The organism is Kineococcus sp. GCM10028916 (genome assembly GCF_042674865.1).
Taxonomy (GTDB): domain Bacteria; phylum Actinomycetota; class Actinomycetes; order Actinomycetales; family Kineococcaceae; genus Kineococcus.
Map to the genome: position 1 here is coordinate 197,750 of NZ_JBHTFM010000013.1, position 25,498 is coordinate 223,247.

A 25,498-nucleotide genomic window follows, 5' to 3' on the forward strand; every position below is an offset into this window, starting at 1 on the left:
CGGGCTAGAACTCGAAGAGGTTGCCCCGCAACCCACCGCCGCCGTACCCGCTGCGCAGGATCCCCCGCCGGCGCAGCACCGGGACGAGGTCGTCCAGGAACCGGTGCAACGTCACCGGGTGCAGGTCCCCGGAGAGCAGGAACCCGTCGTTGTCGGCGTCCGCACCGAACTCCTCGACGAGGTCGGCGAACTCCTCCGCCGTCCCGACCAGTCCGCTGCGATCGCCGAGACGCCCCTTGCGGGCCTTGCGGGCCAGCAGTTCCCGCAGCGGGGCGTCCGGGGTGTCCCCGCGCAACGCGGTGAGGGTGCCGAGCGAGACGTGGTCGCCGAACACCGCGGGATCGATCGGCGCGTCCAGCGGGAGTGCCGTGAGGTCGGTCTCGAGGTCGCTGGACCAGGCGAGCGCCACCTCGTGCAGAACGGCGTCGGAGGCGTGCCGGGAGGCGGCGACGACCCGGTCGGCCTCCTCCCGGCTGGTGAGCAGTTCCGGTTTGACGACGAACAGCACGCGGACGTCCGCGGGTTTGCGACCGGCGAGCGCGGCGGCCGCCAGCACCTTCGCCCGGTAGGCCCGCACCTCCTCGACCTGCAGCGGCGCCAGCGCCAGCTGCACGTCGGAACGCGACCCGGCGAACCCCAGGCCGCGCGCGGAACCCCCGGGCGAGACGACCACCGGGTCCCCGCCGTCGAAGGGCAGCGCGTTGAGCGGTCCGTCGAGGCGGAAGTGCTCACCCCGGTGCTGGAACGCGTCGATCTTGGCCCCGTCGGCGAAGTGCCCGGTCTCGGCGTCCGCGACGAGGGCGTCCGGGTCCCAGCTGTGCCACAACCGGCGGACGACGTCGATCCACTCCTCGGCGCGGTCGTAGGCGACGTCGTGCGCGACGGGTTCGAGCCCGACGTGACGAGCGCTGCCGACGTCGGTGACCAGGTTGATCCCGAACCGGTCGCCGGAGAGGTGCTGCAGCGTCGCGGCCTGCCGGGCGGCGAGGTAGGGCGGGGTGATCCCCGCGTTGATCGTGGGGACGACGCCGAGGTGCCGGGTCGCCGCGAACAGGTACGGGGCGAGCAGCAGCGGGTCGTGCTTGGGCCCGCCGTAGGCGGCGCGGACCCGCAGGTCGAGGGTGTCGGGGTTGCCGAGCGAGATCGCGTCCTCGATGACCACGAGGTCGAAACCCGCGCGTTCGAGGTCGCGGACCGCGTGGGCGTAGAGGTCGGGACGCGTCCAGTCGTCGTTCCACGCCTGGTAGTCCCGGCCCCAGCCCTGCGGGCCGAAACCCCGGGAGAAGAAGTACCCGAAGTGCTGCAGGCGCGTCACCTCAGACCGCCACGGGGAGCTCGGCGGGAACCGTGGCGGCGAGCGCGAGCTCCAGGTCGGCGAGCAGGTCCTCGCGTTCCTCCAGCCCGATCGAGAGCCGCACCAGTCCCGGCCAGATCCCGGCGGCGAGGCGTTCGGCCTCGGTGCGGTGGGCGTGCGTCGTGCTCCCCGGGTGGATGACCAGCGAGCGGACGTCGCCGACGTGGGTCATCCGGGTGAACAGCTCGACGGCGTCGACGAAGCGTTGCGCCGCAGCCCGTCCACCCTCGAGGGTGAAGGAGAACACCGCGCCGCTGCCCCGCGGCAGCAACCGCTGCGCGACCGCGGAGGTCCCGTGGCCGGGGAGTCCTGCGTGGTCGACGCTCACGACCTCCGGACGCGCCGCCAACCAGCGGGCGAGTTCCAGGGCCGTCGACGTCTGCCGCGCCACCCGCAACGACAGGGTCTCCAGGCCCTGCTGGACCAGGAACGCGTTGAACGGGGAGATCGTCGGCCCGAACCGCGAGGCGACGACGGCCCGGGTGTGCTCGACGTAGGCCCGTCGCGGCCCGTGCGCCTCGACCCAGCTGACCCCGCCGAGGACGTTCGCCGGAGCGCTCAGGTGGTCGAACCCGCTCCAGTCGAACGAACCGCCCGTGACGATCGCGCCGCCCAGGGCCGCCCCGTGCCCGGCGAGGAACTTGCTCGCGGAGTGCACGACGACGTCGGCGCCGTGGTCGAGGGGGCGCAACAGGTAGGGCGTGGCGAAGGTGTTGTCGACGACGAGCGGGATGCCGTGCCGGTGGGCCACGGCCGCGACGGCGGGCACGTCGAGGACGACGTTCTTCGGGTTCGCGATCGACTCGGCGAAGAACACCCGGGTCTCGGGGCGCACCGCCGCCTCCCACGCCGCGGGATCGGTGCTGTCGGCGACGAAGTCGACGGTGATCCCGAGCCGGCCGAAGTTGTCGACGAGCAGGCCGCGGGACCCCTCGTAGAGGTCCCCCGCGGCGACGACGTGGTCGCCGGCGCCGAGGACGCCGAGCAGGGCCACCGTGATCGCGGCCTGGCCGGTGCCGACGACGATCGCGTCGCTGCCGTGCTCGAGGACGGCGAGGCGCTGCTCGAGCGCCGTCGTCGTGGGGTTGGCCATCCGGGTGTAGACGTAGCCGTCGTCCTCACCGGCGAAGCGGGCACGCGCCTGCTCGAAGTCGTCGAAGACGAACCCGGCGGTCAGGTGGACGGGGGTGACGCGGGAACCGGTCGCGGGATCGGGCGAGGAACCCGCGTGGACCTGCTGGGTGGCGAAACCGTGCGGGAACGGGACGTGCGACATCGACGGGACCTTCCGGGGAGCGTGAACGGGGGACCTGGCGGGCGTTCAGCCCCGACAGGTCATCCCGGCGCTGCGCAGGAGGTCGATCACGAGACGGCGCGTCAGGCGGTGTTCAGGCACGGAGCTTCTCCCATCGGTCCTGGCGGAAGCACCTACCCGAAGGCGGTTGCTGCGGCGTCGACGAGCCAGGTCTCTCGGCCGCTCTGGATGGCTCCTCCAGTGAACGGTGACCGCGGGCCCCGTGTCAAGCGCTTCACCCGGTCGGGGCGCGAGTAGCGTGCCCGCTCGTGATCCTCACCGCGATGCTCTTCTACCCCGGGGGCGAGCACCTCACGAGCTGGCGGCTCCCGGGCGGGCGCCCGGACGACTACCTCACCCACGGCTACTACGAGGACTTCGCCCGCACCGCGGAGCGCGGCGGGTTCACGGCGTTGTTCTACGCCGACGAGCTCTACGTGTGGGACCGCTTCCCCTCCGGGGTCGAGCACGTCGCCAACGTCCGCCCGGAACCCTTCGGGCTCCTGGGCGCGCTCACCCGCAGCACGGAACGCATCGGGCTGGTCGCCACCGTCTCCACGACGTGGAACCAGCCCTTCCACACCGCCCGCCAGGTCGGTTCGCTGGACTTCCTGAGCTCCGGGCGGGCCGGGTGGAACCTGGTGACCTCGGCCAGCGACGAGGAGGCGCGCAACTTCGGTCTCGACGTGAACCTGGACCACGCCGCGCGCTACCGCCGGGCGGGCGAGTACGTCGAGGTCGTGCAGGGCCTGTGGGACAGCTGGGACGACGACGCGATCCGGCCCGACGTCACCTCGGGCCGCTACGCCGATCCGGCGGGGATGCACGTCCTCGACCACGAGGGTGAGTTCTTCCGCGTCCGGGGTCCACTGAACCTGCCCCGTCCGCCGCAGGGCCACCCGGTGCTGTTCCAGGCGGGTTCCTCCGAGGACGGTCGTCGGCTGGCCGGGAAGCACGCCGAGGCCGTCTTCGTCCCCGGCAGCGCCCCGCTGGAGGGCGCCCGCAGGCTCGCCGACGACTACAAGCGCCGCGCCGCGGACAACGGCCGCGACCCCACCCACCTCAAGGTCCTCCCCGCCCTCTCCCCCGTCCTCGGCGAGACGCCGGAGCGCGCGCTCGAACGGGTGGACGAGATCGAGGCGTTGACCCCGGACCGTCTCAGCCTCGACTGGCTCTCCCACCACCTCGGGGTCGACCTCTCCGGCCACCCCCTCGACGAACGGTTCGAGTTCGACTTCAGCGGCGGGTCGAACCAGGTGCAGACGGTGTTCGAGGGGGTCCGCAAGCTCATGGAGCGGCAGTCGGACCCGGAGCGGTTCACGCTGCGCGACCTGTACCGGACGATGCTCCGCCGCCGGTTCCTGCCCGGGACGCCCGAGCAGGTCGCGGACTGGATGGTGGAACGCTTCGAGAACGGGGCCGCCGACGGTTTCACCCTCGCGTTCTCCTCCGTCCCCGCGGGGCTCGAGGAGTTCGTCGAGCAGGTGGTGCCGCTGCTCGTGCGACGTGGTGCGCTGCCGCCGGAACTGCCCGCGGCGACCCTGCGCGAGAACATGGGGCTGCCCGTCCCGCCGAGTCGCTACGCCTGAGAGACCCGCCATGGCCGACGCCGTCCACGAACACCCGCTCGCCGTCCTGCTCGGGATCGAAGGACTCGCCCTGCAGCGGGCCACCACGGGTCACGGCCGGCACGGCCGGGAGTTCGTCGAACGCCGCCTCGCCGAGGTGCGCCGGCTGCGCGACGACCCCCGGCTGCGCGACGGTCTCGACGTGGCCCGGGTGCCCCCGGGCGAGGGGTACGCCGAGTGGTCGCGGCGCTACGACGTCCCCAACACCGCCTTCGGCGACGCCGACGTGATCCTGCCCTGGCTCGACGACCTCGCTCCGGGGGACGCCCTCGACCTGGCCTGCGGGACGGGCCGCTGGTCCACCGAGCTGGCAGCCCGCGGACACCGGGTCACCGGCGTGGACGGTTCCCCGGAGATGCTGGCGCTGGCCCGGGTCGCGGGCGTCGAGTTCCTCCCGGGCGACCTGCACGCGGTCCCGGTGGGCGACGCCTCGTCCGACGTGGTGGTCTGCGCCCTGGCCCTCTCCCACGTCCCCGACCTCTCCCCGGTCTTCGCGGAGTTCGCCCGCGTCCTGCGCCCCGGTGGGACCCTCGTCGTCTCCGACGTCCACCCCGACCGGATCCGCCGGGGCTCGATCCCGGCCTCCCCCGGCCCCGAGGGGGAGGCGCGGCGCATCGAGGGTTTCGTGCACCCCGTCGGCACCCAGCTGCGCGCCGCGCTCTCCGTCGGGTTGCGGGTGCTCGACTGCGTCGAACCCGTACCGTCCGGGTCCACGACCGGCCGACCCGGCCAGGACGGTCCGGGGACCTGAAACGAGTGGCCGTGGTCGCTCGAGGCGCTCGTCCCCGAGGCGAGCGACGCCGCCTACCTCGGGCAGCCCGCGTTGGTGGTGTGGCGGTTCACCCGGTGATCGCCCGCAGCTGCGCGATCCACTCCCGGCCGAGTTCCCGCCCGTTCGGCAGCGCGTCGTCGCGGTCCCAGCGCCACGTCGTGACGATGGCGAGCACCAGCGCCCGGCAGTCCCGGAGCAGGTCGGGGTCGAGTCCCGGGTAGTGGTCGGCGACGTCGTCGGGCGCGTGGGCGAGGTCGAACTCGACCGGTCCGCGACAGCACGTCTCCAGGTCGACGAACCATGCTCCCGACTCCGTGGCCAGCACGTTCCCCTCGTGCGGCTCCCCGTGGATCACCTGCTCGGGGCCGCGGCCGACGACGTCGCGCAACCGGGTGAGGATTCCCGCCAGGAACGTGCGGTCGACCTCGGGGACCTCCGGGGTGCGGTCCCGGTCGGCGAGCAGTCGAGACGCCCGGTCGACCCGTTCGGTGACGTGCGGCACGGCGGCGAACGGCAGGGCGAGTCCCCGCAGGTCCTCGTGCAGTCGCCGCAGCGCCCGGGCGTACTCCTCGGCCGAGAGGGGGCGTTCCCGGACGGGGTGGAACTCCCAGAAGGTGACGCCGAACCCGTTCCGGACGTGGACGCGCGGTCGCACCCGCGGGTCGAGCGCCACCGCGGGGCTCCCGACGGCCGCCAGTCGCCGGGCGAGGTCGACCTCGAAGGCCAGGATCCCGTCGGACTCCGGGGCGACCCGGGCCAGGACGTCCGCGGGCAGCAACCGCAGCGTGAGCTTGTTCGAGTTCTGGAGGACGACGGCGTCGCCGACCTCCAGGCCCTCGGACCCGGCGACCGCCGACGCCGCACGCACGGCGTCGGCCGTCTCCGCCGGCTGCATCACGTCACCTCGGACCCGTTGGGGGGCAACCGGTCCGCGTGCTCAGAGTTCCGCGAGACGCGGGACGACGGCGTCGCCGAAGGACTTCACCGTGCCCGCCTCGAAGTACGGGAAACCGCCGTGCAGGTGGGTCACACCGAGCGCGGCGTAGCGCTGCGCGCTCTCGAGGAACCCGTCGAGGTCGTTCGGGGTGAACGGGGCCATGACGGTCTTCTCGATGGTGTCGTAGTCGCGGCCGAGGTCGTCGCAGTGCCGTTTCAGGACGTCCAGCTTGTGCGCCACGTCGTCGCCGCCGAAGAGGTTGCACGCGTCCCCGTACTGCGCCACGAGGCGCAACGTCTTCTTCTCCCCACCTCCGCCGATGAGGATCGGCGGGTGCGGACGCTTCAGCGGCCGGGGGTTGCCGAGCGTGCGACCCAGCGTGTAGTGCTTCCCCTCGAACGGTTCCTCGGAGTCCGACCACACCTGCAGGCAGATCCGCAGGGTCTCCTCGAGCCGCTCGAAGCGTTCCGCGGTGGGCGGGAACGGCAGTCCCAGCCCGGTCGCCTCCCCCTCGAACCAGGCGGCACCGATGCCGAGCCACGCGCGGCCACCGGAGAGGACGTCGAGGGTCGCGACGAGTTTCGCGAGGAGGCCCGGTTCCCGGTAGGTCACGGCGGTCACCCAGGCGAGGAGTTCCACCCGTTCGGTGCGGGCGGCCAGGAACCCCAGGGTCGTGTAGGCCTCGAGCATGGCCCGCTCGGCGTCGCCGATGGGCGGGATCTGCCAGAGGTGGTCCATGACGCTGACGCTGCGGTAGCCCGATTCCTCGGCCTCACCGACGATGCGGATGAGGTCCTCGCGCAGGGTGGCCGGGCCGCCGGGGTTGGTGAAGTCGGAGACGTGGAGTCCGATGTGCATGGCGGCGAACCTACGCCGTTCCCGTGCTCAGGTCTTGCGCACCCGGATCGGTCCCTTCGCCGTCGAGGGGTCGACGACCTTCCCGCCCTGGGTGATCTCCGCCTCCCCGGCGACGACGAGCCGGCGGGCGGCGGCGCGCGCGGGTTCCATCAGCTCCTGCCAGCCCTCACCGCCGACGGCGCGGGCCACCTCGCTGGGGCAGATCGTCTTCGACCGCCCACGGGCGTCGAGGAGCGCACGCATGGTGGTCTCGAGCTCGGCGTCGACCGCGGACGCGGAGGACTTCGCCCGACGCCGGCAGCCGTCGGAGCAGTAGCGGACCTCGTCCCAGTCCCGTTCCCACTTCTTGCGCCAGGTGATCGTGCGACCGCAGACGACGCAGTCCTTCGTCGGCAACGTCTTCCCGCTCACCCCGTCACTGTAGGTCGGGCGCGCACGCCGGCCGTCGGAGGGTTTCAGGCCGGGCGCTGCTCTCCACCCCTTCCCCTGGGGACGCGCCACGGCCCGTGGTGCGTTCCGTCGGCGGCAGGTCTAGGTTGGGAGGTGCAAGTTGTACTTTCAACTACCTGGAGGTTACCGGTGAGCGACGTCAAGCTCGCGATCGTCTACTACTCCGCGACCGGCACGGTGCGCGGCATGGCCGAACGCCTCGCCGCGACCGGCGAGTCCCTCGGCGCCGAGGTGCGGCTCCGGCAGGTGGAACGCACCCCCACCGGTGGGGAGAAGGCGGCCACCGACGAACAGGCCGCCGAGGCCGAGGAGGCCAAGGGCGCCGCCGGGGTCACCGCGGACGACATCGTCTGGGCCGACGCGGTCCTCTTCGGCTCCCCGACCCGCTACGGCAACATCGCCGGGCAGCTCAAGGTGTTCATCGACTCCCTCGGCGCCCAGTGGGGTGCGGGTCAGCTCGCCGACAAGGTCTACGCCGGGTTCACCTCGACCTCGACCCTGCACGGCGGTCAGGAGTCCACGCTCCTCGCGCTCTACAACACGATCTACCACTTCGGCGGGATCATCGTGCCGCCCGGGTACACCGACCCCTCGAAGTTCGTCGACGGGAACCCCTACGGCGTCGGCCACGTCGCCGGCCAGGGCGACCGACCGCTGGACGGCGTGACGTTCACGGCGCTGGACCACCTCGTGACCCGCGTCGTCGCCACCGCGAAGAAGCTCACGGCCTGAGACCGGATTCACCGGTCGATGTGCTCCAGCTCCCACGTCCGGGCGTGCCGGTCGTCGGGGGCGGAGCACGTCAACCGTTGCGCCGCAGCTGATCCCACCCGCAGGTGCACCCGCAGCGGACGCCCCTCGTGCTCGAGGTCGACGCGCCAGCGGCCCTCCTCCTCGTCGACGACCGCCCGCGGGCGCAGCGCGTCGAGCACGTCGATCCCGAGTTCCAGCCGGGCGTGGGCCTCCGCGGCCTGGATCACCCCGGGGTCGCAGGAACGACCGCGCAACCGGTGCGGCAGGACGCGACCGGTGCGCAGCGCCGCCACCAGGTCTGGTGCGTCCGCCGGGGACAACCGCCCGTGCGTGACCCCCGTCGGCAGCGACAGCGCGGTCGCGGCGAAGCGGTCCCCACCGAGGTGGGAGCACTCCCACACCGGACCGGGGTCGAGGTCGGCGAGCGCCGCGACGACCGGGCGCCCCCGCAGCGCGCAGCACCAGTCCTTGCGACCGTGGGTGCAGACCAGGAGCAGCGGCTCGTCGTGAAGCTCCCAGCCCTCGGTCGCGGCGGCGGCCTCGGCGACCTCCGCCTGGGGGGTCGTGCGGGTCAGGGTGCGGGCCCGCCCGCGGCGGACGTCGACGAGGAACAGCCGACGGGGGCCGTCCGGGTCGAGGTCGCGCGCGGAGGGGCGCCGGATCAGCAAGAGCTTCAGACCGCGTTCCTGCGCGGTCCCGCGGAGGGCGTCGGTCACCACCGGCCCGAGCCGGGACGCCGGCACGGCCCCGGCGCCCCAGGCCCCGGGTTCCTCGACCAGGAGGTAGCCGCGCACCGCGGTGGCGGTGCCGAGCAGGGCGTCGCCCCGCTCCTCCGCCGCCGCGGCGCACGAGAACCGGCGGGCGATGGCCTCCGTGCTCAGGCCGGACCCCCTGCGGGGAGCAGGACGTTCTCGCGCAGCAGACGGCGCACGACGACCAGGGCGTCGTCGGCGTCGAGGCCGACCGCGGCGAGGTCGCCCGCGGACGTGCGGCCCGCCGTCAGGACGTGGTCCAGGGCGGGACGGAGCCAACCGGGGAAGGTGATCCGCCGGTCCGGGAGGACGAGGTCCACGGTCTCGCCCGGGCCGGTCAACCGGGGACGCACCCCGCGCCGGACCCGCACCGCGCGGTCCGGGGTCAGGGTGCGGGCGGCCTCGTCCTGGGCGAGGACCCCGACCGGTTCCGGTGGCACCGCACCGGCCCGCCGCCGGGCGACGAGGCGTTCGACCGCGTCCTCGTCCAGGGTGTCGAGCCAGCGTTGCGCCGCGGCGCGGAACTCCTTGACGGCCTCCGGGGTCGGCGCTCCGGGCAGCGGCAGCGCGCGACGCAGGGCCACGTCCCCGGTGCCGGCGGAGGTCACCGCGTCGGTGAGGACGTCGGCCCACGTCGTGGCGAGCACCCCGATCGTCAGGTGGATGGACCGGTCCTCGGTCGTGCGCGCCGAGTGCAGCCAGCCGCGGGGCAGGTACAGGGCGTCGCCGGGTTCCAGGACGGTGTCGATGACGGCGGGCCGCCCGCCGACGGGGTCCGGGCCGAGTCGGGTGGAGGGCTGGGACTTCAGCGGGAGTTCCACCGCGGGCGGGTGGATCGTCCAGTGCTTGCGCCCGTCCACCTGGAGCACCACGACGTCGTGGGTGTCGTGGTGGGGGTTGAAACCCTGCGCACCCGGCGGGGTCACGTACACGTTGACCTGGCACTGGTGCCCCAGGTCCTCCGCGAGCTGGGAGCAGAACGACTGCAGCGCAGGCCAGGTGCGGTGCAGGGCCTGGAGGACGATGGTCGCCCCGTCCGCGTGGGCGGCGGCGATGCGCTCGGAGTCCGGCAGGTCCGACAACTGCTGGTTGCCCGCCACCGCGCGACGGGTGTAGCTCGCGCGGGGTAGGGGCGTGCCGTTCTTCACCAGGGAGAAGAACGGGGTCCGCAGCGCCCGGGGGCCGAGGAGCTCGTCCACGTCCGCGGGCGCGAGCAGGTCGTGGACGGAGCCGCGACCGCCCTCGGCGGCACGGTCGGCGGCCCGGACGAGCAGCGGAGCGGCGTTCCAGTGCTCCTCGGCGAGGCGGTCGGCGGCCTCCCCGAAGCACCGTCGCAACGCCGGACCGGCGCTCGTCACGTCAGGATCCCGCGGGGTCACTGCCCGCCGGGTCGCTGCCGCTCGGGTCGACCTGGGTGGAGTCGGAGTCGCCCGAGTCGGAGTCCCCGCCCTCGCCGCCGTCGGGGTCCACCCCGGCCGGGTCGGAACCCGAGGGGTCCACCTGGGTGGCGTCGCTGTCGCCGGAGTCCGCGTCGCCCCCGGGGGTCGAGGCGGAGGTCGTCGTCGTGATGTCGTCGTCGCTGAGGTTGCTCATGGGGCCACCCTGGCACCCACCTCCCGGCGGGGCACCTCCGAGCCTCCTGGGGACGCGACGCGATGTGCCTGCGCGGTGAGCGCCCGACTGCCAGACTCGTCCTGCTCCACCCACTCGACGACGAGCCCGCCGGAGGCGCACGTGCCCAGGTCCAGGATCTCCCCCAGGTTCCCCAGCGCGCTCGCGGCGGCGGTGGTGGGGGCTGCGCTGGTGGTGGGCAGCGCCGGGAGCGCAGCGGCCCAGGGGCCACCACCGCCCAAGCTGAACCCGGCGGGGGCGAAGGTGGCCACCCTCGGTGACTCCTACGCCTCCGGTGAGGGCGCGCCCGCGGCCGGGGCGACGCCGTGGGTCAGCGACGTCTACGGCGACAGCGGCGCCGACGGCTGCCACCGCTCCACCCTGAGCGGTCACACCGTCTTCGGGACGGGACTGCTGCGCGGCGACGACAAGGCCTACGTCAACGCGTCGTGCAGCGGCGCCACCACCGTCAGCCTGGTGCGGGGGTTCAAGGGGGAACGCTCGCAGCTCGACGCCCTCGGGCCCCGCACGAAGACGGTCACCCTGAGCATCGGCGGCAACGACGCCGGGTTCAGCAGCGTGGCCACGGCGTGCAACACCGTGGCGACCGTCCCCGGGGCACCCTCCTGCCAGGCCGCGCTGGCGGGTTCGGCGGCCGCCCTGCGGGCGCTGACGACGGCCCCCGCCGGGGGCATCACCCCGCTGGAGCGGACCTACCGCGCGGTGCTCGCGAAGGCCCCGCACGCCGTCCTCGTCGTCACGGGGTACCCGTTGCTCTTCCCCACCGGCGCCGCGTCCCCGCGCTGCGACGTCATCCAGCCCGCGGCACGCACAGCGATCAACAACGCGACCCTGCAGCTCAACGCGGCGGCGAGCGCAGCGACGGCCGCCGTCGGGGGGCTCTACGTGGACCTGGTGCGCCCCTTCACCGGGCACTCCTCCTGCGAGGCCGATCCCGCGGCGTCGTGGATCAACACGATCGTGCCGCGCGACCCGGTGCTCAGCTTCCACCCGAACGCCACGGGACAGGCGGCCATCGCCGCGCGCCTGCAGGAGATCCGCTGCTTCGTGCATCCCGGACGCTGACCCGGGACACCCCGGACGCACGAGGGCCCCGCACCACCGTGGTGCGGGGCCCTCGTGACGACGGGGTGCGTCAGCGGGCGGCGGAACCCTCGACGTAGTCGGAGTCGTCCGACTTCACCCAGGACATGAGCTTTCGCAGCTCACGGCCGGTGGCCTCGATGGGGTGCTGTTCGGCGGCGGCGCGCAGCTTCTTGAACTCCGGCGCGCCGGCGTCCTGGTCGTCGATGAAGCGCTGGGCGAAGGTGCCGTCCTGGATGTCCTTGAGGACGTCCTGCATGCGGCCCTTGACCGAGGCGTCGATGACGCGCGGGCCGGAGACGTAGTCGCCCCACTCGGCGGTGTCCGAGATCGACCAGCGCTGCTTGGCGATGCCGCCCTCGTACATGAGGTCGACGATCAGCTTCAGCTCGTGCAGGCACTCGAAGTAGGCGACCTCGGGCTGGTAGCCGGCCTCGGTGAGGACCTCGAACCCGGTCTGGACGAGGGCGGACATGCCACCGCAGAGGACGGCCTGCTCACCGAACAGGTCGGTCTCGGTCTCCTCGGTGAACGTGGTCTTGATGCCGCCGGCGCGCAGGCCGCCGATCGCCTTGGCGTAGGCGAGACCGAGGTCCCACGCGGAGCCCGTCGCGTCCTGCTCGACGGCGACGATCACGGGGACGCCGCGGCCGTCGACGTACTCACGACGGACGAGGTGACCCGGGCCCTTGGGGGCGACCATGACGACGTCGACGTCGGCCGGGGGCTTGATGTAGCCGAAGCGGATGTTGAAGCCGTGGCTGAAGAACAGCGCCTTGCCGGCGGTGAGGTTCGGCTCGATCGCCTCGGCGTAGAGACCGCGCTGCAGGTGGTCCGGCACCAGGACCATGATCACGTCGGCGGCCTTGGCGGCCTCGAACGGGGTCAGGACGGTCATGCCCTGCTCCTCCGCCTTGGCGCGGCTCTTCGAGCCCTCCTTGAGGCCGACGACGACGTCGACGCCGGAGTCGCGCAGCGACAGCGCGTGCGCGTGGCCCTGGCTGCCGAAGCCCAGGACCGCCACCTTCTTCCCGGTGATCTTGGACAGGTCGGCGTCGTCGTCGTAGAACATCTCGGCCACGTGGGGTTCTCTCCTCTGGATCTTCTTCGTCGTACAGGGGGTGTTCGGGTTCAGGCGGAGCGGAGCGCCCGGTCGGAGATCGCGCGCCCACCGCGGGCGAGGGCGACCGACCCGGACTGGACCAGCTCGCGGATGCCGAAGGGTTCCAGCACGCGCAGCAGCGCGGCCAGCTTGTCCGGGCTCCCGGTGGCCTCGACGGTCACGGCGTCGGGGGCGACGTCGACGACGTGGGCGCGGAACAGCGCCACGGTGTCGAGCACCTCCCCGCGGGCGGAGGCGTCGGCACGGACCTTCACGAGCAGCAGTTCGCGTTGGACGGAACCGCCGTCCTCGAGCTCCACGATCTTCAGGACGTTGATCAGCTTGTTGAGCTGCTTCGTCACCTGCTCCAACGGCTGCGACTCCACGTCGACGACGATGGTCATCCGGGAGATGTCGCTGCGCTCGGTCGGTCCGACCGTGAGGGAGTGGATGTTGAAGTTCCTGCGCGCGAACAGCGACGTGACGCGCATCAGGACACCGGGTCGGTTCTCGACCAGGACGGACAGGGTGTGCTGGGACATCAGGAGATCACCTTCTCGGGGCCGGACTCGTTGTCGCCCTCTTCCTCGCGGTCCCACTTGGGCGACACCCCGCGGGCGTACTGGATCGCGTCGTTGCTCACGCCGGCCTCGACCATCGGCCAGACCATGGCGTCGCGGTGCACGCGGAAGTCGATGACGACGGGCACGTCGTTGATCGCCATGGCCTTCTCGATGGTCGCGTCGACGTCCTCGGCCTTGTCGCAGCGCAGCCCGACGCACCCGTAGGCCTCGGCGAGCTTGACGAAGTCGGGGACCGGCGCGGCGTGGGTGCCGTGGTGGTCACCGGAGTTCAGGTCGGTGTTGGAGTAGCGCTCGGAGTAGAAGAGCGTCTGCCACTGCCGGACCATGCCCAGGCTGGAGTTGTTGATGATCGCGACCTTCACGGGGATGCCGTTGAGGGTGCACGTCGCCAGTTCCTGGTTGGTCATCTGGAAGCAGCCGTCGCCGTCGATCGCCCACACCACGGTGTCCGGCTTGCCGACCTTGGCGCCCATGGCCGCGGGGACCGCGTAGCCCATGGTGCCCAGCCCGCCGGAGTTCAGCCACGTGCGCGGGTTCTCGTACTGGACGAACTGCGCGGACCACATCTGGTGCTGCCCGACCCCGGAGACGTAGATCGCCTCGGGACCGGCGATGGCCCCGATCCGGGCGATGACGTGCTGCGGGGCGAGGGTGCCGTCGTCGGACTCGGCGTAGCCCAGCGGGTACGTCGTCTTCCAGGACTGGGTGAGTTCGGTCCAGGCCGTGAGGTCGGCGCGCCCGTTCTCGAACTCGGCGGCCACGGCCGTGGTGAGCTCGGCGATGACGAGCCGGGCGTCGCCCACGATCGGGACGTCGACGGCGCGGTTCTTGCCGATCTCGGCCGGGTCGATGTCGGCGTGGATGACCTTGGCGTGCGGGGCGAAGCTCGGCAGGTCGCCGGTGACGCGGTCGTCGAAGCGCGCACCGAGGGTGATGAGCAGGTCGGACTTCTGCAGCGCCGTCACGGCCGCGACCGTCCCGTGCATCCCGGGCATGCCCAGGTTGTTCGGGTACGAGTCGGGCAGCGCACCGCGCGCCATCAGCGTCGTGACCGCGGGGATGCCGGTGAGGTCGGCCAGCGCTGCGAGCTCCGCCGAGGCGTCGGCCTTGATGACGCCACCGCCGACGTAGAGGACGGGGCGCTCGGCCGCGGCGATGAGCCGGGCGGCCTCGCGGATCTGCTTGCCGTGCGGCCGCGTCACCGGGCGGTAGCCGGGCAGGTCGATCGTCTCGGGCCAGGCGAAGGACGTCGTCGCGGTCAGCGCGGACTTGGCGACGTCGACGAGGACCGGGCCGGGCCGGCCGGTGGCGGCGAGGTGGAAGGCCTCGGCGATGACGCGGGGGATGTCGGCCGGATCGGTCACCAGGTAGTTGTGCTTGGTGATCGGGATGGTGATGCCGGCGATGTCGGCTTCCTGGAACGCGTCGGTGCCGATGGCCTTGGCGGCGACCTGCCCGGTGATCGCGACCATCGGGACGGAGTCCATGTTCGCGTCAGCGATCGGGGTGACGAGGTTGGTCGCTCCCGGACCGGAGGTCGCCATGCAGACGCCGACCTTGCCGGTGGCGACCGCGTACCCCTCGGCCGCGTGGCCGGCGCCCTGCTCGTGGCGGACCAGGATGTGCCGGACGTGCGGGGAGTCCATCAGCGGGTCGTAGGCGGGCAGGATCGCGCCCCCGGGCAGACCGAAGACGACCTCGACCCCTACCGCCTCGAGCGAACGGATGAGGCTCTGCGCGCCGGTGAGCTTGGCGACGGGGAGCTTCGGGTCCAGTGGCAGCTGCTCTGGCATCTCTGGTGTCCTCCTCGGGCGGTGCCGTTCACGGTCGTCGTTCAGTCCCGGACGCCCGGCAGATCGGTCCGCCGGACGCAAAAAGACCCCTCAGCCAGGGAAGGCGTGTGAGGGGTCGCGCGCTCGGCCGAACTGGTCAGCCGGCGCGCTGTCCGATGGCTACGAGGAACCGCATGTGCCGAAGGTAGCCCCTGCGTGGGGAGATGTCAGCCACGGGGTCATCGCGTCTCACATCGTGGACACGTGGTCCACGAGTTGGACGTTCCGCTGGCTCGCGGGCGGTGGGATCGTTGCCTCCACGATGTCACTGGACGTCTTCGTGGAGGCAACGATCCCTCAGGGCGTCACCGCGGAGGCAACGATCCCACCCGGCCGCACCCCGAGGTCAGAGGCAGACGGCGCCGAGGGAGGCGGACTGGACCTGCTTGGCGTACTTGGCCAGTACCCCGCGCTTGAACACGGGGGGCAGCGGCTCCCAGCCCTCGCGACGGGCCTCGAGCTCCTCGTCGGAGACCAGGACCTCGAGGGTCTTGCCCGCGACGTCGAGGCGGATCCGGTCGCCGTCGCGCACGAAGGCGATGGGGCCGGCGTCGACGGCCTCGGGGGCCACGTGGCCGACGCAGAGGCCGGTGGTCCCGCCGGAGAAGCGGCCGTCGGTCATCAGCAGGACGTCCTTGCCGAGGCCGGCGCCCTTGATCGCACCGGTGATGGCGAGCATCTCGCGCATCCCGGGGCCACCCTTGGGGCCTTCGTAGCGGATGACGACGACGTCGCCGGCCGAGATGGTGCCGTCCTCGAGCGCGTCCAGCGCCGCGCGCTCGCGTTCGAAGACGCGCGCGGTGCCCTCGAAGACGTCGGAGTCGAACCCGGCGCTCTTCACGACGGCGCCGAGGGGGGCGAGGTTCCCCTTGAGGATGGTGATGCCCCCGGTCTTGTGGATCGGGTTGTCGAGGGCGCGGAGCACGACGCCGTCGACGTCGGGCGGGGCGATGTCGGCGAGGTTCTCGGCCATCGTCTTGCCCGTGACCGTGAGGCACTCCCCGTGCAGCAGACCGGCGTCGAGCAGGGCGCGCATGACGACGGGGATGCCGCCGATGCGGTCGACGTCGACCATGACGTGGCGGCCGAAGGGCTTGAGGTCGGCGAGGTGCGGGACCTTCGCCGCGACCCGGTCGAAGTCGTCCAGGGTCAGCTCGACCTCGGCCTCGTAGGCGATCGCGAGCAGGTGCAGGACGGCGTTGGTGGAACCGCCCAGCGCCATGACGACGGCGATGGCGTTCTCGAACGCCTCCTTCGTGAGGATCTGGCGCGCGGTGATCCCCTTGGACAGCAGGTTCACGACGGCCTGGCCGGACTTGCGGGCGAACCCGTCGCGGCGGCGGTCGGTGGCGGGCGGGGCGGCGCTGCCGGGCAGCGACATCCCGAGCGCCTCGGCCGCGGCGGCCATGGTGTTGGCGGTGTACATCCCGCCGCAGGCACCCTCACCCGGGCAGATCGCGCGTTCGATGGTGTCGACGTCCTCGCGCGACATCAGCCCGCGGGCGCACGCCCCGACGGCCTCGAAGGCGTCGATGAGGGTGACCTCGTGCTCGCTGCCGTCGGAGAGCTTGGCCCGGCCGGGGAGGATCGTCCCGGCGTAGAGGAAGACGCTCGCGAGGTCGAGGCGGGCGGCGGCCATCAGCATGCCGGGCAGCGACTTGTCGCAGCCGGCGAGCAGGACGGAGCCGTCGAGGCGCTCGGCGCTCATCACGGTCTCGACGGAGTCGGCGATGACCTCGCGCGAGACGAGGGAGTAGTGCATCCCCTCGTGCCCCATCGAGATGCCGTCGGAGACGGAGATCGTCCCGAACTCCAACGGGTAGCCCTGGGCGGCGTGCACGCCGTCCTTGACGGCCTTGGCCAGGCGGTCCAGGGGGAGGTTGCAGGGGGTGATCTCGTTCCAGCTGGAGGCCACCCCGATCTGGGGTTTGACCCAGTCGTCGTCACCCATCCCGACGGCGCGCAGCATCCCGCGCGAAGCGGTCGCCTCCAGGCCGTCGGTCACGGTGCGACTGCGGGGTTTGATGTCGACGGTCACGGGGTGAGTCTAGGCACGCGGCTCACGGTCCACCGTTGACCCGCCCCCACCGGGATGGCTACCGTGGGCGGCGTCGTGAACGTTCACGAGATGACCGTTCCCGATGCGACCGTCACCCCCCGGCTCGAAGGAGCGCCTCCCGTGTCGTCCACCTCCCCCACCCGCTGGGCCGTCGTCGGCCCGGGCAACATCGCCCGGCGCTTCGCCGGCCAGCTCCCCGCGGCGGGTCACGAACTCGTCGCCGTCGGCGCCTCCCCCACCGCGGCCGGTGCCGAGCGCGCCCGGGCCTTCGCGGCGGAGTTCAACCCGGACGCCTTCGTCGGCGACTACGACGCCGTGCTGGCCCGCGAGGACGTCGACGCCGTCTACGTCAGCACCGTGCACGTCACCCACGCGCAGCTCGCCCTAGCCGCGGTCCGCGCCGGCAAGCACGTGCTCTGCGAGAAGCCCCTCGCCCCCAACAACGGCCAGGTCATGGCGATCGTCGACGCCGCCCGTGCCAGCGGCGTGCACTTCCTCGAGGCGTACATGTACGCCCACCACCCGCAGACGGCGAAGCTCCTCGACCTCGTGCGTTCCGGGGCCGTCGGCACCGTCCAGCACGTCGACGCGAGCTTCGCCTTCGCGACCGGCGGGAAGACCGGGCGCCTCTACGACGCCGACCTCGCCGGCGGCGGGATCCTCGACGTCGGCGGTTACCCCGTCTCGGCCGCGCACCTCGTCGCGGCGGCCGCACTCGGCCGGCCGGCGGCCGTCACCGGGTTCTCCGCGCAGGGCACCGTGGGCGAGACCGGCGTCGACGAGTGGGCCGTCGCCTCGATCACCTTCGCGGGTGGCGTCACCGCGTCCGTGCGCACGGGTGTCGCGCTCTCCGACCCCGAGACGATCACGGTGTACGGCTCCGGCGGGACGATCCACCTCCCCGACCCGTGGACGATCCGCGGTGAGACCCGCGTCGTCCTGACCCGGCCGGGCCAGGAGCCCGAGACCTTCGAGTTCGATCCGGAACTGCCCGAGAACAAGGCCTACGCCCGCGAGGCGCAGGCCCTCGTCTCCGACGAGACCCCCGTGTTCACCCTCGACGACACCCTCGCGGTCTCGGCCGTGCTGAACCGCTGGCGGGACGCGATCGGGCTGCGCTACCCCTTCGAGACCGACACCGCGAACATCCCGACCGTCTCGGGTCTCCCGCTGCAGCGCCGCGAACCCACGGCCATGAAGTACGGGAAGGTCGAGGGACTGGAACGCCCCGTCTCCCGCCTCGTCATGGGGTGCGACAACCAGCCGGACCTCGCCCACGCGTCGGCCATCTTCGACGCGTTCGTGGAGGCCGGCGGGAACACCTTCGACACCGCGTGGCTCTACGGCATGGGCAAGTACGAGAAGTTGTTCGGCACGTGGCTGACCAACCGCGGCATCCGGTCCGAGGTCAACGTCATCGTCAAGGGCTGCCACACCCCGCACAACGACCCGGAGTCGCTGACCCGGCAGTTGTTCGAGTCCTTCGAGCGGCAGGGCCACGACCACGCCGACGTCTACATGATGCACCGGGACAACCTCGACATCCCCGTCGGTGAGTTCGTCGACGTCCTCGACGAGCACGCCAAGGCCGGTCGCATCAGCGCCTACGGCGGTTCGAACTGGTCGCCCGCCCGCGTCGACGAGGCGAACGCCTACGCCGCGGCGAACGGCAAGCAGCCGTTCACGGTGCTGTCCAACCACTTCGGCCTCGCCGAGGCCTACGACGTGCCGTGGGCCGGGTGCCTGCACGTCACCGACCCCGAGTCGAAGAAGTGGCTGACCGAGCGGAACATCGCCCTGCTGCCGTGGTCGTCGCAGGCCCGCGGGTTCTTCGCCCGCGCGGACGTGAACGACCGGAGCGACGCGGAACTCGTGCGCTGCTACTACAGCGACGCGAACTTCGAGCGCAAGGCCCGGGCCGAGAAGCTCGGCGCCGAACTCGGGGTCCCCGCGACGGCGATCGCGCTGGCCTTCGTCCTGGCGCAGTCGTTCCCGACGTTCGCCCTGTTCGGACCCCGCACGATCGCCGAGGCCCGTTCCTCGATGACCGGCCTCGGGGTCGAACTCGACGCGCAGCAGGTGGCCTGGCTGGACCTCCAGGAGGGGTGAGAACACCGGACACGACGCGGGCCACGACGATCGTCGACGTGGCCCGCGTCGCCGGGGTCTCCCGGCAGACGGTCACCCGTGCGCTGCACGACATGCCGGGGATCAACCCGGCCACCCGGCAACGGGTGCTCGACGCGGCCCGGGAACTGAACTACCACCCGTCCCGGTTCGGACGGGGTCTGGTGAAACCCGCGGCCCGCACCCTGGGCCTCCTCGTCGGCGACCTCACGAACCCCTACTACGGCGAACTCGCCTCCACGGTGCTGCGCCTCGCCGCCGACCGGGGCTGGAACGTCGTGATGGGTGAGCAGGGCAGCATCGCCGACCTCGCGGGCGGGGCGGACGCCGTCATCGGGTTCACCGGTCTGGCCATCGACACCCCCGTCACGGGAGCACCCAACCTGCCCGTGGTGGAGATCGACCCCCCGCGGTTCCACCCCCGCCACGGGCGGGTGGAGTTCGAACGGGCGACGGCCTCCGAGGAGGCCGTCGCGCACCTGCTGGCCCGCGGGACCCGGCACCCCGTGGTGCTGGACCGTCTCGGCCCGCACGGCCGCACGCGTCGCGGCGACGCGTTCGTCGCCGCGTTCCGCGCCGCCGGGGTGGAACCCGTCGTCGCCGATCGTCTGACCCCCTGGACCGACCTGGCCGCCGCCGGTGAACCCGACGCGGTGGTCGCCTTCAACGACCTCGACGGGTTCCGCGTCCTGCAGGAACTCCGTGTCGCAGGTCTCGACGTGCCCCGCGACGTGCGGGTCGTCGGGGTCGACGGGCTCGCCGTCGGGGAGTTCGTCACGCCCCGGTTGTCGACGCTGGTCATCGACCTCGCCGAGGTCGCCCACGCCGCCCTGGACCTCGTCGTGGAACTGTCGACGAACGGACCGGGCGAAGCCGTCCGCGTCGTGCCGCACCGCTTCGTGGCGCGCGACTCCACCTGACCGCCCGTCAGCGCACCCGCGTCGTGGGGGTCAGGCGCGCTGCAGGCCCAGCTTCTGCAGAGAGGCGCGGACGTCCGCGGCGCTCCAGCCGAGACGACCGTCGGACCAGGTGGGCTCGGGCAGGGCGCGACGGCCGACCATGGCGTGCAGGGCGGCGACGTCGACGTCGTACATGTGGCTGATCTGCATGAGCGTGAGCTTGTCCGTCACAGTGCTGGATCTCCCCCGGCGCCTGCGGGTGGCCGGGCGGACCCCGGGTGACTCACGCAGGCAAACGTCCCAAGGGTAGCGGGTCCCGGCGGACGCCCGCCACCACCGGCCCACGCCAGCTCGCACCAGGCCGCGCCAGCCGCGTGCCAGCGCCGCGCCAGCGGAGCGGGCGACGGTACGACCATGAACTACGCCATCGAGGCCGACGGCCTGCGGAAACGATTCGGTGACACCCAGGCCCTCGACGGGGTCAGCCTGCGGGTGTCGGAGGGCAAGGTGCTCGGCGTCCTCGGCCCCAACGGGGCCGGCAAGACCACGGCCGTGCGCATCCTCGCCACCCTGCTGCGTCCCGACGACGGGGTGGCCCGCATCGGCGGGTTCGACGTCGTCCGCGACGCCGCCGCCGTCCGGCGCACCATCGGGCTCACCGGTCAGTACGCCTCGGTCGACGAGGACCTGACCGGTCTGCAGAACCTCAAGCTCATCGGAACCCTCCTCGACCTCTCCCGCCGCGACGCCCGCGCTCGCGCCGACGAACTGCTCGAGTGGTTCGACCTCACCGAGGCGGCCGGACGCCCCGCCGGCACGTACTCCGGCGGGATGCGCCGCCGCCTCGACCTCGCCGCCTCCCTCGTCGGCCGCCCGGCCGTGGTGTTCCTCGACGAACCCACCACCGGCCTCGACCCGGCCAAGCGGGACGCCATGTGGGACGTCGTCCGGACCCTGGTGCGGGACGGTTCGACGGTCCTGCTGACCACGCAGTACCTCGAGGAGGCCGACCAGCTCGCCGACGAGATCTCCGTCATCGACCACGGTCGCGTCATCGCCCACGACACCCCGCTGGGGTTGAAGCGGCAGGCCGGCAGCCGGACCCTGACCGTCACCCCGGCCGATCCCGCCGACGGCCCGGCGGTCGCCCACCTGCTCTCGGGGTTCTCGTCCGAGGAACCCACGTCGCTGCCGGGTGGTGGGTTCTCCGTCCCCGTCCTCGACGAACGGGCCATGCCCGCCACCGTCACCGGCCTTGCCGAGAGGGGCATCGCGGTCAGCGAACTGTCGCTGCACCTGCCGACCCTCGACGAGGTCTTCTCGACCCTCACCCAGAACACCCAGAACAAGGAGGTGGCAGCATGAGCACCGTTCTCGAACGCCCCACCCGCACCGCCGTCCAGACGGTCTCCCCCAGCCCGTTCCGCGGTCTGCGCCACGCCGGCGCGCTCGCCGTCCGGAACCTCATCAAGACCGCCCGGACCCCCGAGGCGCTGATCGACGTGACGATCCAGCCGATCATCTTCCTGCTCATGTTCACCTACATCTTCGGCGGCGCCCTCGGCGGCGGTGACCGGGGTTCCTACCTGCAGTACCTGCTGCCGGGCCTGCTCGCCCAGTCGATCTCGCTGGCCGGGGTCTCGTTGGGGCAGAACCTGAACAGCGACATCCAGAAGGGGGTGTTCGACCGGTTCCGGTCGCTGCCGATCTCCCGCTCGGCCCCGCTCGTGGGGGCCGTGCTGGCCGACGTGGTGCGCTACCTCATCCTCTTCGCGGTCATCATGAGCGCGAGCTACGTCATGGGTTTCCGGGTCCAGACCGGTCTCGTGCCCACGCTCGCCGCCCTCGGCGTCTCGATGCTGTTCGCCCTGTCGTTCGGCTGGATCTCGGTGTTCGTCGGCCTGGTGGTCCGGACCCCGGGTGCCGTGCAGGGTCTGATGTTCCTGCTCGTCATGCCGTTGAGCTTCGGCAGCAACGTGTTCGTGAACACCGACACCATGCCGGGCTGGCTGCAGGACTTCGTGCACGTCAACCCCATCACCCACCTCGTGGGGGTGGTCCGCGGGTTGATGCTCGGTGGCCCGGTCGCCGGGGACCTCGCCTGGACCGGCGGCTGGATCGCCGTGTTCCTCGCGGTGTTCGTGCCGCTGGCCCTGCGGGCCTACAACCGCCGGGCCTGAGGAACCACCGGGGCACCGCGCCTCACTGCCCGAGCACCCCGAACCCCGCGGCGAGTTCCCGCAGGGCCGCGGAACGGTCCAGCGCCCGTCCACCCGCCACCGCCGACGCCACCGACGCCTCGTCGGTGGCGTCGCGCGCTCCCGCGAGGACCTCGAGGACCGACGGGTCGGTGGCGTCGTCGAACCCCCGCAGCGCTGCGGCGATCCCGAGCCACCGGGCCGCCCGGAGGGGGTTCGCGTCGGCGAGCGCCCAGTGGGCGGCCGACGTGGTGACCAGGGCGATGATCGGCATGTCCCGCGTCTGCAGCGCCGCCTCGAGCGCCACCACCAGCCGTGCGCGGGCCTGCACCAGTTCCCCGGCGGCCGTGTGGACGCGGGAGATCGCCGCGGACAGCGCGGCCCGCTCGTGGCCGAAGGCACCACCCAGCGGCCGCTGCGAGAGAACGGCCTCGTGCTCGCCCGCGAGCCGGCGGGCGTCCTCGATCCGTCCCTCCCGGACCGCCGTGACGACCTCGGAGAGGACCAGCCAGGTGCGGGTCGGGTCGGAACTGCCGGCCGTGAGGGCACGGGTGCGGGCGAGTTCGGCGGTCGCCTCGGCGGACCGCCCCTGACGCTGGTGGACCTCGGCCAACCGGGTCCGCACCAGGACCTCGTCGTCGGCTCCGCCGAACGCGGCGGCCAGGTCGAGGGACTCGACGTAGAGCGCCTCCGCGGCGTCGAGGTCACCACCGTGCACCTGCGCCTGGGCGAGCATCCGCAACGTCGCGGACAGGCCCCAGTGGTCGCCGACCGCACGGAACCCCGCCTCGGCCCGCTGCGCCGCCTCGAGCATCGTCGTGGCGTCGCCGAAGTTCTCCGCGGCCGAGGCGCGCAGCAACTCGCACGTCGCCACCAGCCAGGGTTCACCGGCGGCGGACAGTTCCGCGGTGAGGGCCGCGAGGGCCGCGTCCTGCTCGGCGGTGGCGGACAGGTCGCGGAAGGGGTCGCCGTCCCAGCCCCCGAAGCGGTCCACGACGAGCGCGACCAGCCGGGTGAAGACGTTCGCGTCGGTGGTGAGCAGGGCCTCGACCTTGTCGCGCAGCACGGTCAGCACCGCCATGACCTCACCCGGGCTGCTGGCCGCCTCGACGACACCCATCATCCGGTCGGCCGTCTCGACGACCAGCGCCTCGACGGGCGCGGCCGGGGCGGGGACGGAGGCGGCGAGGCGGACCCACTCGCGGGCCTGGTTCTGCCGGCCGAGGGCCCCGGCCCAGAGGACGACCGGCAGGGTGAGCCGGACGGCGTCCTCCCCGCGTCCGGCGGCGACGAGCTGGCGCAGCACCGCGAGCAGGTCGTCGACCTCCGCGTCCAGCCGCTGCGACCACGTCACCTGATCACGGCTGCGCAGACCGCGGCCCGCGCGCGCCACGAGGTCGAGCGCCCAGGCGGTGTGCGCCTCGAGGACGTCCTCGAGGTCCCCCGAGGCGGCGAGGCGTTCGGCGCCGTACTCGCGGATGGTCTCCAGCAGGGCGTAGCGGACGGTCGGGCCCGGACGCAGCTGCAGCAGCGACTTCTCCGTGAGCGAGGCGAGGAGATCGGCGACCGCGTGCTCGTCGCCGAGGTCGCGGGCGACCGCCGCGGCCGCGTCCACGGCGACGGGCCCCGCGAAGACCGAGAGCCGCTGCAGCAGGACGCGTTCGTCCTCCTCGAGGAGGTCCCAGCTCCAGTCCACGACGGCGCGCAGGGTGCGGTGGCGGGCCACGGCGGTGCGCCGACCGCCGGCGAGGACGCGGAAGCGGTCGGAGAGCCGCGCGTCGAGGTCGGTCAACGTCGTGGTGCGCAGGCGGGCCGCGGCCAGTTCCAGCGCCAGCGGCAACCCGTCGAGACGGCGGACCAGGTCGGTGACGACCCCGCGGTTGGCGTCGTCGACGACGAACCCGGGGTCGACGGCGACGGCGCGGTCGGTGAACAACCGGACCGCCGCGTCCGTCGGCAGCGGACCGAGGGGGTGCAGGGCCTCCCCCTCCGCGCCGAGCGCCTCCCGGCTCGTGCACAGCACGCTGAGGCCCGGGCAGTGCCGCAGCAGGTCCTCCACCAGCACGGCGGTGTCGTCCAGGACGTGCTCGCAGTTGTCGAGCACCAGGAGCACGGGCCGGCCCGTCGCCCCGGAGCTCAGGGCCGAGCGGAGGCGGTGCAGCGGTTCGGCCACGTCGCGCGGGATGGCCCGGGTCTCCAGCGCGACGTCGCCGACCCCGACCGCGCTGACGACCGCGCCCTGGACGTCCTCGCCCTCGGCGACGGGGGCGAGCGAGACCTCGTGGACGGCCCAGGTGCGGGCCAGGTGCCGGGCGACCTCGGTGGCCAACCGGGTCTTGCCCGCGCCACCGGGTCCCACCACGGTCACGCACTGCGTGGTCGCGAGCAGGCCGGTCAGGCGTTCCAGGTCACCGTCGCGGCCGACGAACGACGTCAGCGAACGGACCGTCCGCTGCGGCGCAGGGCCGGTGGCGGGTTCGGCCAGCGCGGCCAGGTGCGCCTCCCGCAACGCGGGTGAGGGATCGGCGCCGAGTTCCTCCGCCAGCACCCGTCGGGTCTGCTCGTAGGCGGCGAGCGCCTCGCCGGTGCGTCCGGCGGCCACGAGGACCCGCACCCGCAGTTCGGCGAACCGTTCCCGCAGCGGGTGCGCGGCCACGAGTTCCTCGAGGTCGGCCGGCAGGCCGTCGAGGTCCCCGGCCCGCCACCGCGCCTCGCAGCGGTCGGCGAGGGCGTCGAGGCGGGCGTCCTCCAGGCGGACGGCGTCGGGGGAACCGGCGATCTCGACGGGTTCCCCGCGCCAGCGGGCCAGGGCCGCGTCCAGCACCTGGGCGGCCGCGGCGGGAGACCCCCCGCGCAGCAGGCGTCGCCCGTCGGCGAGGGCGGCTTCGACGAGCGGGACGTCGACCGCGACCCCGCTCAGCGCGTAGCCGGCCGGACCGGTGGCGATGGTCGCCGACTCCCCCAGCGTCCGGCGCAACCGCGACACCAGCGACTGCAGGGCTCCCGGCCCGCTGGGGAGTTCCCCGGTCCACAGGAGGTCCTCGAGCAGACCGGTCGAGACGGGGTGCCCGGCGCGCAGCGCGAGTTCGGCCAGCAGCCTCCGCAGCCGGGTTCCGGGGACGGCGATCTCGGCTCCGTCGTCGGTCCGGACCCGCAGCGGGCCGAGGAGTTCGATCTGCACGGG

The 25,498-nt window shown here is 72.8% G+C and carries 22 protein-coding genes and 1 riboswitch; of the genes, 8 read left to right on the forward strand and 14 right to left on the reverse strand.

Annotation, left to right across the window (positions count from 1 at the left end; translation table 11 throughout):
• Nucleotides 1–4: 4 nt before the first annotated feature.
• Both ACFQ46_RS12385 and ACFQ46_RS12390 read right to left on the reverse strand, forming a co-directional pair.
• Nucleotides 5–1,315 carry an LLM class flavin-dependent oxidoreductase gene (locus tag ACFQ46_RS12385; RefSeq protein ID WP_380259774.1) on the reverse strand — a complete coding sequence of 437 codons (1,311 nt, stop codon included), beginning with the start codon at nt 1,313–1,315 and terminating at the stop codon, nt 5–7.
• A 1-nt stretch (nt 1,316) separates the two neighbouring features.
• The gene (locus ACFQ46_RS12390) at nt 1,317–2,630 is read right to left on the reverse strand and encodes an O-acetylhomoserine aminocarboxypropyltransferase/cysteine synthase family protein (protein WP_380259775.1); all 1,314 of its coding nucleotides are present in this window, start codon (nt 2,628–2,630) and stop codon (nt 1,317–1,319) included.
• 127 nt (nt 2,631–2,757) lie between these two features.
• Nucleotides 2,758–2,844: riboswitch (SAM riboswitch) on the reverse strand.
• 73 nt (nt 2,845–2,917) lie between these two features.
• Here ACFQ46_RS12390 and ACFQ46_RS12395 point away from each other — a divergent pair.
• Nucleotides 2,918–4,237 (forward strand): NtaA/DmoA family FMN-dependent monooxygenase, encoded by a 1,320-nt coding sequence (locus ACFQ46_RS12395; RefSeq protein ID WP_380259776.1) that lies wholly within the window; start codon nt 2,918–2,920, stop codon nt 4,235–4,237.
• 10 nt (nt 4,238–4,247) lie between these two features.
• Complete coding sequence (locus ACFQ46_RS12400; protein ID WP_380259777.1) at nt 4,248–5,027, forward strand: class I SAM-dependent methyltransferase; 780 nt, start codon at nt 4,248–4,250, stop codon at nt 5,025–5,027.
• 88 nt (nt 5,028–5,115) lie between these two features.
• Here ACFQ46_RS12400 and ACFQ46_RS12405 read toward each other — a convergent pair whose 3' ends face one another.
• From ACFQ46_RS12405 to ACFQ46_RS12415, 3 genes are read right to left on the reverse strand one after another with little or no spacing between them, the layout of a single operon-like run.
• Nucleotides 5,116–5,943: a phosphotransferase gene (locus tag ACFQ46_RS12405; RefSeq protein ID WP_380259778.1), complete on the reverse strand. Its 828-nt coding sequence runs from the start codon at nt 5,941–5,943 to the stop codon at nt 5,116–5,118.
• Between the two features lie 42 nt (nt 5,944–5,985).
• A complete protein-coding gene (locus ACFQ46_RS12410; RefSeq protein ID WP_380259779.1) occupies nt 5,986–6,843 on the reverse strand; it encodes an LLM class F420-dependent oxidoreductase in 858 nt (285 codons plus the stop codon).
• Nucleotides 6,844–6,870: 27 nt separating this feature from the next.
• Nucleotides 6,871–7,254 carry a DUF3253 domain-containing protein gene (locus ACFQ46_RS12415; RefSeq protein WP_380259780.1) on the reverse strand — a complete coding sequence of 128 codons (384 nt, stop codon included), beginning with the start codon at nt 7,252–7,254 and terminating at the stop codon, nt 6,871–6,873.
• Nucleotides 7,255–7,422: 168 nt separating this feature from the next.
• On the opposite strand from ACFQ46_RS12415, the gene ACFQ46_RS12420 reads away from it, so the two are divergent.
• Nucleotides 7,423–8,025 (forward strand): flavodoxin family protein, encoded by a 603-nt coding sequence (locus ACFQ46_RS12420; protein WP_380259781.1) that lies wholly within the window; start codon nt 7,423–7,425, stop codon nt 8,023–8,025.
• A gap of 8 nt (nt 8,026–8,033) precedes the next feature.
• On the opposite strand, the gene ACFQ46_RS12425 is transcribed toward ACFQ46_RS12420, so the two are convergent.
• The 3 genes from ACFQ46_RS12425 to ACFQ46_RS12435 form a co-directional block, all read right to left on the reverse strand.
• Nucleotides 8,034–8,840, reverse strand: coding sequence for a sucrase ferredoxin (locus tag ACFQ46_RS12425; RefSeq protein ID WP_380259782.1), 807 nt, complete (start codon nt 8,838–8,840; stop codon nt 8,034–8,036).
• 83 nt (nt 8,841–8,923) lie between these two features.
• Complete coding sequence (locus tag ACFQ46_RS12430) at nt 8,924–10,156, reverse strand: cupin domain-containing protein (RefSeq protein WP_380259783.1); 1,233 nt, start codon at nt 10,154–10,156, stop codon at nt 8,924–8,926.
• Nucleotide 10,157: 1 nt separating this feature from the next.
• A complete protein-coding gene (locus ACFQ46_RS12435; protein ID WP_328292148.1) occupies nt 10,158–10,391 on the reverse strand; it encodes a hypothetical protein in 234 nt (77 codons plus the stop codon).
• A gap of 141 nt (nt 10,392–10,532) precedes the next feature.
• On the opposite strand from ACFQ46_RS12435, the gene ACFQ46_RS12440 reads away from it, so the two are divergent.
• Nucleotides 10,533–11,495, forward strand: a complete 963-nt coding sequence (locus tag ACFQ46_RS12440) for an SGNH/GDSL hydrolase family protein (RefSeq protein ID WP_380259784.1) — start codon at nt 10,533–10,535, stop codon at nt 11,493–11,495.
• A 70-nt stretch (nt 11,496–11,565) separates the two neighbouring features.
• On the opposite strand, the gene ilvC is transcribed toward ACFQ46_RS12440, so the two are convergent.
• The 4 genes from ilvC to ilvD all read right to left on the reverse strand — a co-directional run bounded on the left by ilvC (nt 11,566) and on the right by ilvD (nt 17,069).
• Nucleotides 11,566–12,594, reverse strand: coding sequence for a ketol-acid reductoisomerase (gene ilvC, locus ACFQ46_RS12445; RefSeq protein WP_380161502.1), 1,029 nt, complete (start codon nt 12,592–12,594; stop codon nt 11,566–11,568).
• 50 nt (nt 12,595–12,644) lie between these two features.
• Nucleotides 12,645–13,157 carry an acetolactate synthase small subunit gene (ilvN, locus tag ACFQ46_RS12450; RefSeq protein WP_328292151.1) on the reverse strand — a complete coding sequence of 171 codons (513 nt, stop codon included), beginning with the start codon at nt 13,155–13,157 and terminating at the stop codon, nt 12,645–12,647.
• Nucleotides 13,157–14,992 carry an acetolactate synthase large subunit gene (locus tag ACFQ46_RS12455; protein WP_380259785.1) on the reverse strand — a complete coding sequence of 612 codons (1,836 nt, stop codon included), beginning with the start codon at nt 14,990–14,992 and terminating at the stop codon, nt 13,157–13,159. Before ACFQ46_RS12455 ends, ilvN begins: the two co-directional genes overlap by 1 nt.
• Before the next feature lie 385 nt (nt 14,993–15,377).
• On the reverse strand, nt 15,378–17,069 hold the full coding sequence (ilvD, locus tag ACFQ46_RS12460; RefSeq protein WP_380259786.1) for a dihydroxy-acid dehydratase: 1,692 nt from the start codon (nt 17,067–17,069) through the stop codon (nt 15,378–15,380).
• A 90-nt stretch (nt 17,070–17,159) separates the two neighbouring features.
• On the opposite strand from ilvD, the gene ACFQ46_RS12465 reads away from it, so the two are divergent.
• The gene (locus ACFQ46_RS12465) at nt 17,160–19,199 is read left to right on the forward strand and encodes an aldo/keto reductase (RefSeq protein ID WP_380259787.1); all 2,040 of its coding nucleotides are present in this window, start codon (nt 17,160–17,162) and stop codon (nt 19,197–19,199) included.
• On the forward strand, nt 19,196–20,137 hold the full coding sequence (locus ACFQ46_RS12470; RefSeq protein ID WP_380259788.1) for a LacI family DNA-binding transcriptional regulator: 942 nt from the start codon (nt 19,196–19,198) through the stop codon (nt 20,135–20,137). Before ACFQ46_RS12465 ends, ACFQ46_RS12470 begins: the two co-directional genes overlap by 4 nt.
• 30 nt (nt 20,138–20,167) lie before the next feature.
• Here the strand turns inward: ACFQ46_RS12470 and ACFQ46_RS12475 are convergent, their stop codons facing one another.
• Entirely contained in the window at nt 20,168–20,347 is a 180-nt protein-coding gene (locus ACFQ46_RS12475; RefSeq protein ID WP_380161499.1) for a hypothetical protein, read from the reverse strand.
• 183 nt (nt 20,348–20,530) lie between these two features.
• Here ACFQ46_RS12475 and ACFQ46_RS12480 point away from each other — a divergent pair, with 183 nt between their 5' ends.
• Both ACFQ46_RS12480 and ACFQ46_RS12485 read left to right on the forward strand, forming a co-directional pair.
• Nucleotides 20,531–21,481: an ATP-binding cassette domain-containing protein gene (locus tag ACFQ46_RS12480; RefSeq protein WP_380259789.1), complete on the forward strand. Its 951-nt coding sequence runs from the start codon at nt 20,531–20,533 to the stop codon at nt 21,479–21,481.
• A complete protein-coding gene (locus ACFQ46_RS12485; RefSeq protein WP_380259790.1) occupies nt 21,478–22,296 on the forward strand; it encodes an ABC transporter permease in 819 nt (272 codons plus the stop codon). Before ACFQ46_RS12480 ends, ACFQ46_RS12485 begins: the two co-directional genes overlap by 4 nt.
• A 22-nt stretch (nt 22,297–22,318) precedes the next feature.
• Here the strand turns inward: ACFQ46_RS12485 and ACFQ46_RS12490 are convergent, their stop codons facing one another.
• On the reverse strand, nt 22,319–25,495 hold the full coding sequence (locus tag ACFQ46_RS12490; RefSeq protein WP_380259791.1) for an ATP-binding protein: 3,177 nt from the start codon (nt 25,493–25,495) through the stop codon (nt 22,319–22,321).
• Between the last annotated feature and the right edge of the window lie 3 nt (nt 25,496–25,498).